Genomic DNA, 13399 nt, shown 5'->3' with positions numbered 1-13399 from the left:
CGGTCACTCCGGAAATTTCGAAACGATGATGAACATCACCGTGCCGGCAAGCAGCGTTACGAGCGAGTAGGTGTAGAGCACCAGCGCAAACGGCTGGAACAGCATCAGAAAGCCGGTGGCGATCAGCACGGTCGCGATGTTTTCCATTGGGCCGCGCCGGAAGAAGAACGGCCGCTTTGGAGAGGTCTTGGTAGGTGTCCGGGTCAGATCTGTCATTTGCGCACCGCTCCAAAGGTGATGCCGCGCAGCAATTGCTTGCGTAGGAGAATGGTGAAAACCAGGATCGGGACCAGGAAGATCGTCGTGCCGGCCGCCACGGCCGGCCAGTCCTGGCCGCCTTCGCCGATGATCGTCGGGATGAACGGCGGCGCGGTCTGTGCCTGGCCCGAGGTCAGGAGTGCCGCGAAGGCATATTCGTTCCAGGCGAAGATCAGGCAGAAGATGGCGGTTGCCGCGATGCCGGTGGTTGCCTGCGGCAACACCACCTTTCGAAACGCCTGCAGCCGGGTATAGCCGTCGATCATCGCTGCTTCCTCGTATTCCCGTGGGATTTCGTCGATGAAGCCTTTCAGCAGCCAGACGGCGAGCGAGACGTTGACGGCGGTGTAGAGCAGGATCATGCCGAGCGCTGTATCGGAGAGCCCGAGCTCGCGGTACATAAGGTAGATCGGGATCGCGACGGCGATCGGCGGCATCATGCGCGTCGACAGTATGAAGAACAGCAGGTCGTCGGCAAGCGGCACCTTGAAGCGCGAGAAGCCGTAGGCGGCCAGCGTTCCGAGGAAGACGGCAAGGAAGGTCGAGCCGAAGGCGATCACCAGCGAATTGACGAAGCGTGGCAGGAAGTTCGACGGACCGGCGATCACCATGTTGCGCTTGCGCGTGACCTCGTCGCAGGTGCTTGTCGGCTCCGGCAGGGAGGCGATGTAATCAGGGGTCTGCCGCGTCCTCGTCGTGAACAGGTTGCAATAGCCTTCGAGCGTTGGGGTGAAGACGATCTTAGGCGGATAGCTGATCGAATCCGGCGGCGACTTGATGCTGGTCAGGAAGATCCAGACGAGCGGAATCAGCGTGATCAGGGCGTAGACGATGACGATCGTGCCGGCCACGCGTTTGCTGGTGTCGCTCGGCGCGACGACCGAATGGGCGGTGTTGGCGGAGCTCATCGTTGTTTCACCTTGTTGAGGGCTTTGACGTAGATGTTGGCAAGGCCGAACACCGCAACGAAAAGAATGATCGCGAAGGCGGACGCCCTGCCGGTTGCCCAGCTTTCGAACGCCGCACGCTTGAGTGTGATCGAAGCGACTTCGGTGACGGACCCTGGGCCGCCGCCGGTCAGCAGCGTTACCATGTCGAACATCTTGAAATTCTCGATGCCGCGGAAAAGAACAGCGAGCATGATGAAGGGAAGGGCCATCGGCACGGTGATCGACCAGAACTGTCGCCAGCCGGAGGCACGGTCGACTTCGGCAGCCTCGTAGATGTAATCCGGGATCGAGCGCAGCCCGGCGAGGCAGATCAGCATCACATAAGGGGTCCACATCCAGGTATCGACGATGATGATCGCCCAGGGCGCCAGCGAGACGTCGCCGAGCATCCGGATCTCGGAGGTCGGAATGCCGGTGACCATCGAGGCGGCATAGGCGAACAGGCCGATCTGCGGCTCATAGAGGAAGCGCCAGAAATTGCCGACCACGGCCGGCGAAAGCATCATCGGGATCAGGATGATCGTCGTCCAGAAGGCGTGGCCGCGAAACTTGCGGTCGATGAGATAGGCGAGAGCAAAGCCGATGACGGTCTGCAGCACGATCGTCCAGAAGACGAAATGGGCCGTCGTCTGCATCGCCTGCCAGATATCGGGGTCAGTCAGAACGCGTTGGTAGTTCCTGAGGCCGACGCCTTCGACGACTGCGTTCGGGCGATTGGCCCGATAGTTGGTGAAGGACAGATAGATTGCCCAGAGCAGCGGGAAAATATTGATCGCCAGCAGCAGGGTGATGGCAGGGGCGATGAAAGCCCAAGCGATCGCCCTGTCGGAGAGGCCGCGTACCCGCCGGGCAATGGGCGCCGGCGTTGCCATCGCGGCCGTCTCGGCGATGGAGGAATGGGAAAGGGTCAAGGTATCACCTGGTCTTTTGGGTCGGGATTTCGAGGCGGCCCGCAGCGATTGCCGATGGGGCCGCCCTTAGCGGCACGAGATCTCCGGATTTCGAGCCCGGACTAGATCTTGCCGTCTTCCTCGAACACCTCTGTCCAATCCTTCACCAGGCCGTCGAGCGCTTCCTTGGCGGTGCCGTTGCCGGCGACCACGTAGTTGTGCACGCGTTTCTGCATGTCCTGGAGCAGGGAGGCATAGCTCGGCTCGGCCCAGAAATCCTTGACGATCGCCATGGAGTCGAGGAACGCCTGGGCATAGGGCTGGCTGGAGGCAAAGCCTGGTGCGTTGACGACGGCCTTCAGGCAGGAGTAGCCGCCGAGTTCCCACCACTTGGCCTGCACGTCAGGCTGGGCGAACCACTTGATGTATTGCAGCGCGGCATCGCGCTTTTCAGAGTAGGACACGACCGATATGCCCTGTCCGCCGAGTTGGGCGAAATGCGCCTTTTCGGCCGGATTGGGGAAGAAGCCGATGCGATCGCCGCCAACCTTCTCGTCCTTGTAGAGGCCGGGCCAGGTGAAGGCGAAGTTCATCTGCATCGCCACCTGCCCCGATTTGAACGCATCGGCGGATTCGACCATGTAGACGTTGGAGCTGCCGGGCGGTGTGCAGCAATCGTAGAGCGCCTTGTAGAATTCGAGGCCCTTCACCGCATCGGGTGAATTGACGAAGCCTTCCATTTCGTAGGGCTTCTTCGGGTTCTCATACTGGAAACCCCAGTCGTAAAGCACGTTGGTGACACCCATGGTGATGCCTTCCGAGCCGCGCTCGGTATAAATCGAGGCACCATAGACGGTCTTGCCGTCGACTTCGCGCTTCTGGAAGAATTCGGCGATCTGCTTCAGCTGATCGTAGGTTTTTGGCGGGCCGAGATCCCAACCGTATTTCTCCTTGAATTCCTTCTGCAGTTCCGGCTTTTCGAACCAGTCCTTGCGGTAGGTCCAGCCGACGACGTCGCCCATTGCCGGCAGCGCCCAGTAATTCGGCGTGTTCTTCGGCCATTCGGAATAGCCGACAACGGTCGCCGGCACGAAGTCATCCATTTTGATGCCTTCCTTGTCGAAGAACTCGTTGAGCTTGACGTAGTGGCCGTTCTCCGCCGCGCCACCGATCCACTGGCTGTCGCCGATGATCAGGTCGCAGAGTTTGCCTTGGGAGTTGAGTTCGTTGAGAAAGCGGTCGGCATAGCTGGTCCACGGCACGAATTCGAACTTCATGTCGATGTTGGTCTTGGCGGTGAAATCCTTGGACAGCTCGACCAGAGCATTTGCCGGGTCCCAGGCGGCCCAGCACAGTGTCAGTTGTTCGGCCTTGGCCGCATTCGGCAACGCTGACGACAGGGCAAGCGCCGAGGCGAGCCCGAGAAGGGCTTTCAATTTCATCTGCATGAGTTCCTCCCAGAACTGAAAAAGCCGGCTCCCCGCCAGCGTCGAAACGGTATCGACTTCAATGAATGCTCACATGAACTCCTCACGCGTCATGTTTAGCAATATGTTTAGTGAACAGCATTTTTATAAACAACGCAAGCGGCAATCGTTGCTGCGTTGCACACAGGGCGTGGGGTGGGCGCTACGCGAAAGGCTGGGCCCGAAAGCGGCAAGGCCCGGTCACCTCACGGCGGCCGGGCCTCGTCTTCAGGTTAGCGGGCTATCGCAGAGGGATAGCTGCTGGAGATCGACCGTCTATGGTCTCAGGAGAACGTCAAGGCGCGGTCGCCGTCCGCATCCTTGATGCGGGTGGGAAGTCCGATCCGGTTGAGGATGTCGAGGAACGGGCGCGGCGGCAGCTCCTCGACGTTGACCATCTGCTTCACGTCCCATTCGCCCGATGCAATCAGCATGGCGGCAGCGACCGGCGGTACGCCGGCGGTGTAGGAGATGCCCTGCGATCCGACTTCTTCGAAGGCTTCCTTATGATCGGCCACGTTGTAGATGAAGACTTCGCGTTCCTCGCCGTCCTTCAATCCCTTCACGAAATCGCCGATGCAGGTCTTGCCCTGGTAGTTCGGTGCCAGCGACGACGGATCCGGCAGCACGGCCTTGACCACCTTGAGCGGCACGACCTCGAGGCCTTCGGCAGTTTTCACCGGCTGCTCGGACAGGAGGCCGAGGTTTTTCAGGACGGTGAAGACGTTGATGTAGTGATCGCCAAAACCCATCCAAAAGCGGACGTCGGCGCCGTCCATGTGCTTTGCCAGCGAATGAACCTCGTCGTGGCCGGTCATGTAGGCCTTGCACTTGCCGACCACCGGCAGGTCATATTCCTTGCCGACCTCGAACATCGAATTGGTCTGCCACTGGCCGTTCTGCCAGGAATAGACGACGCCGGTGAATTCGCGGAAGTTGATCTCGGGGTCGAAGTTGGTGGCGAAGTACTTGCCGTGGCTGCCGGCATTGATATCGACGATATCGACGGCGGTGACCTTGTCGAAATACTCATCCTTGGCGAGGCGTGCATAGGCGTTGACCACGCCCGGGTCGAAGCCGACGCCGAGGATGGCGGTGACGCCCTTTTCCTTGCACTCCTGCGCCCGCTGCCATTCGTAGTTTCCGTACCACGGTGGCGTTTCGCAGATCTTCTTCGGGTCTTCGTGGATCGCGGTGTCCATATAGGCAGCACCGGTATCCATGCAGGCGCGCAGCACCGACATGTTGACGAAGGCGGAGCCGACATTGATGACGATGCCGGCCCGGGTCTTTTCGATCAGCGCCTTCGTTGCCTCGACATCCATGGCATCAAGCGCATGGGCTTCGAGTGTCACGTCGGTCTTCAGGCTCTTCTTTTCGCGGACCGAGGCGACGATCGCGCGGCACTTTTCGACCGTTCTGGATGCGATATGGATGTCTCCCAGTACATCGCAGTTCTGCGCGCACTTATGCGCCACGACCTGAGCCACGCCACCGGCGCCGATGATGAGAACGTTCTTCTTCATTTCGGGTGATTTTTCCTTCTTTTGTGGGGGTATGACGAGCCTTAGGAGAGGCTCTGTTCGTAGTCGGCGAATGAAAATTCGCGGACGAGCCTGACGCTGCCGTCAAGCTCTCTGATGGCGATCGACGGCATGCCGACGCCGTTGAACCAGTTCTTCTTGACCATGGTGTAGCCGGCCGCATCCTGGAACGAGACGCGGTCGCCGACCTTCAGCGGCTCCGGAAAGCGGAACTCGCCGAAGATGTCGCCGGCGAGGCACGACTTGCCGCAGACCATGATGCTGTGCGGGCCTTCGTTCGGCTCGACCTTGGCGCTTTCGCGGTAGATCAAGAGGTCGAGCATGTGCGCCTCGATCGAGCTGTCGACGATGGCGAGGTCCTTGCCGTTGTTGAGCGTGTCGAGAACGGTGGTCTCGAGCGTCGTGCTGCGGGTGATCGCGGCTTCGCCGGGCTCCAAATAGACCTGAACGCCATGACGGCCGGAAAAGGCCTTCAAGCGCTCGCAGAAGGCGTCGACCGGATAGTCGTCGCCGGTAAAATGAATGCCGCCGCCGAGACTGACCCAGTCGGCGCGGGAAAGCAGTCCGCCGAACCTTTCCTCGACCTCGCCCAGCATCCGGTCGAATAGGCCGAAATCCCTGTTCTCGCAGTTGTTGTGGATCATGAAGCCGTTGATGCGGTTCATCGCAGTCTCGATCCGGGCCGCATCCCATTCGCCGAGCCGGCTGAAGGGGCGGGCGGGATCGGCAAGGTCGAAACTGGACGAGCTCATTCCCGGATTGAGGCGCAGCCCGCGGGCAATGCCGGACGCCTTGTCGGCGAAGCGGTCGAGCTGGCCGATCGAGTTGAAGATGATCTTGTCGGCATGGCCGATCACCTCGTCAATTTCATTGTCGCCATAGGCGACGCTATAGGCATGGGTTTCGCCGCCGAATTTTTCGCGGCCGAGCCGCACCTCGTAGAGTGAGGAGGACGTCGTACCATCCATGTATTCGCGCATCAGATCGAAGACCGACCATGTGGCGAAGCATTTGAGCGCGAGCAGCGCCTTGGCGCCGGATTTTTCGCGCACATAGGCGATCTTCTCCATGTTGCGAAGGAGCTTCGCCTTGTCGATCAGATAGTAGGGGGTCTGGATCATGATGTGCCTTGTGTCTTCAAGATGTCTTCGGATGCTTGGGCTGTCGGTGGGCAGGCCAGGGTTATCTGACGGTTAGCCCCAGCGCCCGCCGCTTCATGGCGCGGGCGGCAAGCGAGATATTGATCGAGCTTTTGGAGCGATAGTTCATGGCCAACGTGCCGACGTTACCCGCCTCGCCGATCATCGGTGCGGTGGGCAGTTGTTCGGGTAGCGAAGATTGGTTGGCAGCCGGTGTCGGGCAGAACTCTTCGCCCCTGATCGAGCCTAGCCAGATCAGATCGTGTTCGCCCGTTTGCCTCAGCACGGCCGCGGCCTCAAGAAAATCGGCTTGCGCGGCCGCATCCTGCGGGTCGAGGCGAAGGCGTTCCTGGCTGGCATGGATCGCGGTCGCAATGCCATGTGGATCGCACTTCGGTCTGCGCCACAGCAGATATCGTCCGTCGATCAGGTCGATGTAGTCGTCGAGCATGGCGACGGGCAGCGGTTCTGCGGCAAATGGTCCAAAAAACTGGAACGGGTCGGCGGCGGATGCCGGTTCAAAGCGCGCGCCGGTGTCGTGCGACGTTTCGGGCTCGAAGTCGACAATGCGGGCGACCGACACGGGGATCTGCGGCCAGTTCGAAAGCGCCTGCTCGGCAACGTGGCATTTCAGGTCGGCGTCGCAGCGAAGCGAATGGATGATGGCGAGGCTGGTGCGTGCCGCCGCGTCGAGCTCGAATTGCTCTGGGCCGTCTGCGCAAGCAGCCCGTCGTGTGCTTTTCAGCGTGTTGCAGTCGAACAGCTCGGCGAGCGCCGCCCGGCTTTCGCCGAGCGCGGTTGCGATGTCGAACGCGGTAAGCAGGCCGGAGCGCCAGCCGGCAGTTTGGGGAAGATTTTTCATTACATGCTGTCGAGAGCTAAGGCCTGCTCGCTATCAGGAAGTCCGCTTGTGGCGGTGCGAGGCGGCGACCGATTTCATCGTCTCAGCTAGCAGGGAGATAGCTGGGATGGCGTGACATGCCCCGGTCGCGCACGGTAAAAGCCGCGGCCGGGTTACGATCCCGCTTTGAGGCGCACGGGTTCTCGAAGGGCATATGAAGTCACGATCAGCATGCCACTATCGTAAATGCGACGGCGCATAAGTCAAGGCGATGGGCCCGGTGTGCGCAAGCGCCGCACTCTCCGGCGTGGCTTTCGGTCATCGATGCGGCTTCCCGAACGGGGCATGCGCGGCGCCAGAACGTACGAGAAAATGAGGAGTAGCAAAAAATCGCGGCGGTCATGCGAATCTTGGAAGAGCGATCCCTCTCGGGCTTCAGTTCTGGTTTTGCATTGATTGAGAACCGGGCGCCGTGCTGTCACATTATGACGGTCGCTTGATGTGCAGCCATCCTCCCGGCTGCGATAGCGATGTTCCCTCTGGAGGTTACACCTCTCGCTTTGCGTGGAGGTCATATCTCTCACTTTGAGGCCGCCGGTTCTACGGTGGCCTTTTTCTTTTGACACCACAACAAGACCGGCAAAACCACGTCCGAAATCGGGCGGGCTTGCGGACTCGAAATCTCCGTGGTAACGTTCCCACGAATTCATGCCATGGGAGGGCGTGTGGAATGCAGCGGAGGCGGCCGACGATCATTGACGTCGCGCGAAAGGCGGGGGTGTCGAAGAGCACCGCCGGCCGGGCACTCTCCGGCGCGTCCAATGTTACGGACGAGGCGCGCGAGCGTGTGCTCGAGGCCGCCCGTGCCGTCGGCTATGAGCGCAACGATCTGGCCGTCGGCATGCGCTCCGGCCGCACAGGCCTGCTCGGCCTTGTCATTCCTGATATCACCAACCCGTTCTGGGCCGAGGTGGCGCGCGGTGCGCAGGACCGCGCGGCCGAAAACGGCACTTCGCTCCTGGTGTTTTCCTCCGATTGGGATCATGGCCGCGAGGCGAGCCATCTGCGTGCCCTGCGGCAGGCGCGGGTCGATGGCGCCATCATCAATCCGGTTGCCGACAGCTTCGACGATCTCGACAGGTTCGGGCTGCCCTTCGTGCTGATCGGTTCGAGTGCTGAACGTTTTCCGGCCAATTCTTCCGTCGGTTCCGATATTGCCCAGGCGGTCAGGCTCGGCATGGACCATCTGGTGTCCAAGGGGCATCACGCGCCGGCGCTGATCCTCGGGCCGAAATCGCGTATCGCGCGGGCCCGGTTTCTGCGCACTTTTCATGAACATTGCGTCGAGCGCGACATCGACCCGGCAGCACTGCCGATGGAAGATGGCGAATATACCGTCGAAGGCGGGCGCACCGCGATGATGCGGCTGCTTGCACGCGACCGGGTCGGCCATCTCGCGGTTTTCGCCGCCAACGATCTGATGGCGCTCGGCGCCATGGTCGCCGTGCGCGAAGCCGGTCTGCGTTGCCCGGAAGACGTCTCCATCCTCGGCTTCGACGGCATTCCCGCAGGCGCATTTTCCTGGCCGGGACTGACGACGGTCGCCAAGCCCGGGCGTGAGATCGGCGTGCGCGCCGTCGATTGCCTGTTCGATGAAATCGCCGGCCGCCCCGAGCATGGCCGGGTGTTCATGCCATGCCGGCTGATCGAGCGCGGCTCATTGGCCGATCTGTCGCTCAACCAGCCCAGACGCGCAGCAAGCTCCGGGAGGGGGTAAGCAATGACCAATCGTGACGAGGCGGTGATGTCGCCTAAATTTGGGAACGTTCCCAAATCGAGCGCGCGCCGCAGGCAGGGGCGCGTTGCGGTCGCCGCCGATGGCTGGCGCCGGTGGTGGCCCTATTACGTCATGATGGCGCCGGGCATCCTGTTCTTCCTCATCTTCCATTACCTGCCGATCTGGGAGGCGCGCATCGCCTTCGAACAGGTCCGCATCGTGCCACCCAACATCTGGGTCGGCATCAAGCATTTCCAGGTGCTGTTCTCCTCGCCGGTGTTCTGGCAGGTGCTGGCCAACACCCTGATCATCTCGGCCATGAAGATGGTGTTCTTCCTGCCGGTGCCGATCATCGTCGCGCTGCTGTTGAACGAGGTGCGCGGCGGTTCGCTGCGCAAGTTCATCCAGTCGGCGATCTATCTGCCGCACTTCCTGTCCTGGGTGGTGATCGCCGGCATCTTCATCGCGGCGCTGTCGCCGACCGATGGCGCGGTCAACAATATCATGGGCATGGCCGGCATCGCGCCGCGGTCGTTCATGACCGATACGGGCGCGATCCGCTGGGTGCTGGTGTTCACCGAGATCTGGCGTTCGGCCGGTTGGGACAGCCTGCTTTATCTCGCCGCCATCATCGCCATCGACCAGCAGCTTTATGATGCCGCCGAGATCGATGGCGCCAACCGCTGGCAGAAGATCCGCCACGTCACGCTGCCCGGCATCGTACCGACGATCGCGACGCTGTTCATCCTCAATGCCGGCATGTTCCTCAACGCCGACCTCAACCAGGTGATCAACCTCTCCAACGACGTGGTGCGCAGCAAGATCGATATCGTCGACACCTATGTCTACCGCATCGGGCTGCAGACCGGCGAATACTCGCTGGCAACGGCCGCAGGCCTCTTCAAGGCCGTGCTCGGCACGATGATGATCGTAATCGCCCATTTCGTTTCCAAGCGTTTGACCGGAAAGGGAGTCTGGTAATGGCCCTGTCGCGCAAGACCCCGATCGAACGCATCGAATATGCGATCATCGTCTCGACGCTGCTGCTGCTCGTCGTCGTCACCGTCCAGCCGATCCTCAACCTGCTCGCCGTCTCGCTGTCGAACCCGGCAAAGGTGCCGGGCATGAGCGGGCTGACCATCATCCCTCGAGGGTTCTCCTTCGAGGTCTGGAGTGTTCTGCTGCAGCACCCCAATGTGCAGCGCGGCATCTTCAACTCGATCTTCATCACCGCTGTCAGCACCGTGATCGGCGTGGTCGGTACCGCGCTGATGGCCTGGGGGCTTTCAAGGCCCGGCCTGCCGGGTCGCAAGGCGCTGTTTATCCTCGTGCTCGTCACCATCGTGTTCGAGCCGGGCATCATTCCCGACTATTTCGTCAACAAGCGTCTGGGCCTCCTCGACAGCTACTGGTCGGTGATCCTCTTCAAGGCGGTCAATGCCTGGTATCTGATCATCCTCATCCGTTTCTTCGAGGAGATTCCGCAGGAACTGCTGGAGGCTGCCGAACTGGATGGCGCCAACCCGTTCCAGGTGTTCTGGCATCTGGTCCTGCCGCTCGCAAAGCCGGCGCTCGCGACCATCTCGCTGTTCTATCTCGTCTTTCACTGGAACGAGTTCTTCCGCGCGATGATCTATCTGAACGATCAGGGCAAATGGCCGTTGCAGGTGGTGCTGCGCCAGTTCGTCATCGATGGCGACAAGGTCGCGATCGTCGGCGCCAACAACGCCAGCAACAACACCGGCGCCAGCCAGATCGACCTGAGATCGCTGAAAGCCGGCATGATCCTGCTCACCATCGTGCCGATCCTGGCGATCTACCCGCTGATCCTGAAATTCTTCACCAAGGGAACCATGAGCGGCGCGCTCAAGGGGTGACGAAGACACGCGTTCAAACAAAGAAGCCTATCTAAACGGAGGAGACGAAATGCTTAGAAAAATGGTCCTGCTGGCATCGACAGCCCTGGCGCTCAGCCTCGGTGCTGCCGCCCCGACATTGGCCGAACCGGTCAAGATCCGGGTGGTGTCCAAGGACTTCACCCCGTCCAACCCCGACGACGTCAAGCACCTGCAGCGCATTGAGGACGCGCTTCGGGCGCAGGGCACCGATCTGGACATCGAACTCGTCGACCTGCCATCTTCCGGCTATGCCGACAAGCTGTCTGTCATGCTGCTCTCGGGAGACATCCCGGACCTGATCTATTTCCAGGGCGGCGACGCCAAGATGGTCGAGCAGGGGGTGCTCGAGGATCTCGGCCCGATGCTGGCCGACACCAAGTACCTGAAGGACGCGCTGTGGCCGCACAATGTCGAGCGCCTCAAGAACTATCCGTACCTGCTCTACGTCTATCCGGTGCGCGGCCCCCAGCCAGTGATCCGCAAGGACTGGCTGGAAAAGACCGGCCTCAAGGCGCCTGAAACCGTCGAAGACTATGTCACCCTGTTCAAGGCGATCAAGGACGGCGATCTCGACGGCAACGGTGTCGCCGACAGCTATGGCGTGACCACGGCCGACAACACCAACGAGCTCGATTCGATCTTCAACCAGGCCTTCGGCATCACCGGCACCTGGATGAAGAACGCAGGCGGCGAGTGGGTGCATGCGCGCACCACCACGCAGGAGAAGGACAAGATCGCCTTCTACGCCTCGCTGCGCGAGCAGGGCCTCTACGATCCCGAATACATCACCACCAAGTTCGACGTGAAGGAAGACAAGTTCTACACCGGCCGCGCCGGCGTGATCTTCGGCTCCTCCGGCGAGGTTATCGACATCTATGGCGGCAAGATGCGCCAGGTTCATCCGGGCACCGAGCTCGTGCTGCTGTCGCCGCCGAAGGGACCGGGCGGCCAGGGTCTCGCCGCCGTCGACGTCTCCAAGGAATCGCGCGGCTTTGCGATCTCGTCGGTGTCGGAACACAAGGCCGAAGTGATGAAGCTCTTGGACTTCATGGCAAGCCCGGAAGGCCAGATGTTCGACCGCCTCGGCTTCGAAGGCCAGGAATACACCAAGGACGGTGACGCCTATAAGGTCACCGACAAGATCGCCACCTGGTATGCCCGCTTCATGGTTGCAGCGAACTGGACCCCGCCTGTTGTCTGGCAGTCGGAAGCGGCCCAGCAATCGCTGGCGACGATCCAGAAGGACTTCAAGCCGGACAACACCTTCGTCTGGCCGGCCGACTATGCCGCCGATCTCGATGCCACTGAAAACGTCTACCGCTCCTGGGTCTACAAGTTCATCTCCGGCGCCGCCAAGATGGATCAGTGGGATCAGTACGTCGCGGAGTGGGAAGCGGCCGGTGGCAAACGTCTCAACGAGTATGCAAGGACTGTTCTCGATGCACAAAAGTAGCGTTCAAGGGCTCTCTCTCAAAGGGAGAGTCCGCGCGCTCATCCATGGCGTCGCGCTTGGCGACGCCATGGGGGCGCCGGTCGAAAAACTGCCGGCCGCCGAAATCGCTAAGCGATATGGCCGGGTCAGCTCGCTGGACACCGAGTGGCACAAGATGTCGCTTGACGCTACGGCCCGCAACGGCCGGGTGCGCGGCAACGGCATCGTCACCGACGACACGCTGATGACGCTCTGCCTCATGGATATCTATGGTGACGTCGGCCGGCATCTCGATGCCTGGGACATGGCCGACGGTATGGTCAGGCAGATCGCCTGGGTGCCGCGCTACGTGCCGGAACTGCAGCGCGAAGCGATGCTGATCGAGCGCCTTTTCTATCCGGAGAAATGGATCTTCCAGCGCCACCAGCTGACATCGTGCGATCCGCGCCAGGGCGGCATCGGCAACATGGTCAATTGTGGTGCCGCGATGTATGTCGCGCCAATCGGCGTCGTCAACGCCTGCGATCCGAGGGCCGCCTATGACGAGGCGATCGCGTTTGCCTCCGGCCACCAGGAGAGTTTCGGGCTTGAGGCGGCGGGCGTGTTTGCCGCTGCGGTTGCCGCGGCGTTCGTTCCGGGAACTGATATCGAAGGCGTGATCGAAGCCGTTCTGGCATTGGCCAAGGACGGGACGCGCAACGCCATTGCCGACATCGCAGACGTTGCCCGCAAGCTCAAGGTGCAAGGTGCTGATCATCAGACGGTCGTTGCCGCCTTCCACGCGGCGATCGCGCCCTATTCTCCCATGGGCGACGACGTCAACCATACCGCCGCCAAGGCAGGTCGCCTGACGGCCGCCTATCAGCCGAGCCGCCTCGGTTCGATCGAGGAGCTGCCGCTGGCGCTCGGGTTCTGCCTGCTCAACGACGGAGATTTCCGCCGCTCGATCGAGGACGGCATCAATTCCGGTCGCGATACTGACTCCATCGGCGTCATGGCTGGTGCGATCCTCGGCGCGATGCACGGCGAAGGTGTCATCGACGACGCCGACCATGCCCTCCTCGACCGGGCCAACAGGCTCGACCTCACCGCTTCGGCCGATCGCTTCACCGAAGTGGCAACGACGATGCTTGCCGCCGACCAGGCGGCCGCCGACCGGCGGGCCAGCTTCCGCGCCGCCCTCACATTCTGATCGATAACGAAA

Annotated in this window: 12 protein-coding genes; 5 read left to right on the top strand and 7 right to left on the bottom strand. The window is 61.4% G+C overall.

The genetic code is table 11. From position 1 onward, the window contains the following. Window positions 1-3: 3 nt before the first annotated feature. The 7 genes from AC1Q80_RS19775 to AC1Q80_RS19745 form a co-directional block, all read right to left on the bottom strand. Window positions 4-216 (bottom strand): hypothetical protein, encoded by a 213-nt coding sequence (locus AC1Q80_RS19775; protein ID WP_173421193.1) that lies wholly within the window; start codon window positions 214-216, stop codon window positions 4-6. Next, complete coding sequence (locus AC1Q80_RS19770) at window positions 213-1166, bottom strand: carbohydrate ABC transporter permease (protein WP_209788670.1); 954 nt, start codon at window positions 1164-1166, stop codon at window positions 213-215. The genes AC1Q80_RS19775 and AC1Q80_RS19770 overlap by 4 nt, the downstream gene beginning before the upstream one ends. Continuing rightward, window positions 1163-2119: a carbohydrate ABC transporter permease gene (locus AC1Q80_RS19765; protein WP_492361542.1), complete on the bottom strand. Its 957-nt coding sequence runs from the start codon at window positions 2117-2119 to the stop codon at window positions 1163-1165. Before AC1Q80_RS19765 ends, AC1Q80_RS19770 begins: the two co-directional genes overlap by 4 nt. A gap of 101 nt (window positions 2120-2220) precedes the next feature. Continuing rightward, window positions 2221-3546 carry an ABC transporter substrate-binding protein gene (locus AC1Q80_RS19760; protein WP_209788664.1) on the bottom strand — a complete coding sequence of 442 codons (1326 nt, stop codon included), beginning with the start codon at window positions 3544-3546 and terminating at the stop codon, window positions 2221-2223. Between the two features lie 302 nt (window positions 3547-3848). Further along, window positions 3849-5090 carry a saccharopine dehydrogenase family protein gene (locus AC1Q80_RS19755; RefSeq protein ID WP_492361541.1) on the bottom strand — a complete coding sequence of 414 codons (1242 nt, stop codon included), beginning with the start codon at window positions 5088-5090 and terminating at the stop codon, window positions 3849-3851. Between the two features lie 41 nt (window positions 5091-5131). Continuing rightward, window positions 5132-6229: a carboxynorspermidine decarboxylase gene (gene nspC, locus AC1Q80_RS19750; RefSeq protein WP_492361540.1), complete on the bottom strand. Its 1098-nt coding sequence runs from the start codon at window positions 6227-6229 to the stop codon at window positions 5132-5134. A gap of 61 nt (window positions 6230-6290) precedes the next feature. Continuing rightward, a complete protein-coding gene (locus AC1Q80_RS19745) occupies window positions 6291-7109 on the bottom strand; it encodes a hypothetical protein (protein WP_492361539.1) in 819 nt (272 codons plus the stop codon). A gap of 709 nt (window positions 7110-7818) precedes the next feature. On the opposite strand from AC1Q80_RS19745, the gene AC1Q80_RS19740 reads away from it, so the two are divergent. The 5 genes from AC1Q80_RS19740 to AC1Q80_RS19720 are packed head-to-tail and all read left to right on the top strand — an operon-like array spanning window position 7819 to window position 13387. Then, window positions 7819-8865 (top strand): LacI family DNA-binding transcriptional regulator, encoded by a 1047-nt coding sequence (locus AC1Q80_RS19740; protein WP_173421187.1) that lies wholly within the window; start codon window positions 7819-7821, stop codon window positions 8863-8865. 3 nt (window positions 8866-8868) lie between these two features. After that, window positions 8869-9846 carry an ABC transporter permease gene (locus AC1Q80_RS19735; protein WP_173421186.1) on the top strand — a complete coding sequence of 326 codons (978 nt, stop codon included), beginning with the start codon at window positions 8869-8871 and terminating at the stop codon, window positions 9844-9846. Beyond that, window positions 9846-10742 carry a carbohydrate ABC transporter permease gene (locus AC1Q80_RS19730; protein ID WP_173421185.1) on the top strand — a complete coding sequence of 299 codons (897 nt, stop codon included), beginning with the start codon at window positions 9846-9848 and terminating at the stop codon, window positions 10740-10742. Before AC1Q80_RS19735 ends, AC1Q80_RS19730 begins: the two co-directional genes overlap by 1 nt. Before the next feature lie 49 nt (window positions 10743-10791). Next, window positions 10792-12216, top strand: coding sequence for an extracellular solute-binding protein (locus tag AC1Q80_RS19725; RefSeq protein ID WP_492361538.1), 1425 nt, complete (start codon window positions 10792-10794; stop codon window positions 12214-12216). Next, window positions 12203-13387 carry an ADP-ribosylglycohydrolase family protein gene (locus tag AC1Q80_RS19720; RefSeq protein ID WP_492361537.1) on the top strand — a complete coding sequence of 395 codons (1185 nt, stop codon included), beginning with the start codon at window positions 12203-12205 and terminating at the stop codon, window positions 13385-13387. The genes AC1Q80_RS19725 and AC1Q80_RS19720 overlap by 14 nt, the downstream gene beginning before the upstream one ends. The last annotated feature ends 12 nt before the right edge of the window (window positions 13388-13399 follow it).

The organism is Ensifer sp. GW823-FHT05D09 (assembly GCF_058795755.1).
The sequence above is the reverse complement of the archived record's forward strand: the minus strand, read 5'-3'. Positions and strand labels throughout refer to the sequence as shown.

Coding starts and splice junctions, on each gene's coding strand:
- AC1Q80_RS19775 (WP_173421193.1), bottom strand. CDS start 216: ATGACAGATCTGACCCGGACACCTACCAAGACCTCTCCAAAGCGGCCG.
- AC1Q80_RS19770 (WP_209788670.1), bottom strand. CDS start 1,166: ATGAGCTCCGCCAACACCGCCCATTCGGTCGTCGCGCCGAGCGACACC.
- AC1Q80_RS19760 (WP_209788664.1), bottom strand. CDS start 3,546: ATGCAGATGAAATTGAAAGCCCTTCTCGGGCTCGCCTCGGCGCTTGCC.
- AC1Q80_RS19755 (WP_492361541.1), bottom strand. CDS start 5,090: ATGAAGAAGAACGTTCTCATCATCGGCGCCGGTGGCGTGGCTCAGGTC.
- nspC (WP_492361540.1), bottom strand. CDS start 6,229: ATGATCCAGACCCCCTACTATCTGATCGACAAGGCGAAGCTCCTTCGC.
- AC1Q80_RS19745 (WP_492361539.1), bottom strand. CDS start 7,109: ATGAAAAATCTTCCCCAAACTGCCGGCTGGCGCTCCGGCCTGCTTACC.
- AC1Q80_RS19740 (WP_173421187.1), top strand. CDS start 7,819: ATGCAGCGGAGGCGGCCGACGATCATTGACGTCGCGCGAAAGGCGGGG.
- AC1Q80_RS19735 (WP_173421186.1), top strand. CDS start 8,869: ATGACCAATCGTGACGAGGCGGTGATGTCGCCTAAATTTGGGAACGTT.
- AC1Q80_RS19730 (WP_173421185.1), top strand. CDS start 9,846: ATGGCCCTGTCGCGCAAGACCCCGATCGAACGCATCGAATATGCGATC.
- AC1Q80_RS19725 (WP_492361538.1), top strand. CDS start 10,792: ATGCTTAGAAAAATGGTCCTGCTGGCATCGACAGCCCTGGCGCTCAGC.
- AC1Q80_RS19720 (WP_492361537.1), top strand. CDS start 12,203: ATGCACAAAAGTAGCGTTCAAGGGCTCTCTCTCAAAGGGAGAGTCCGC.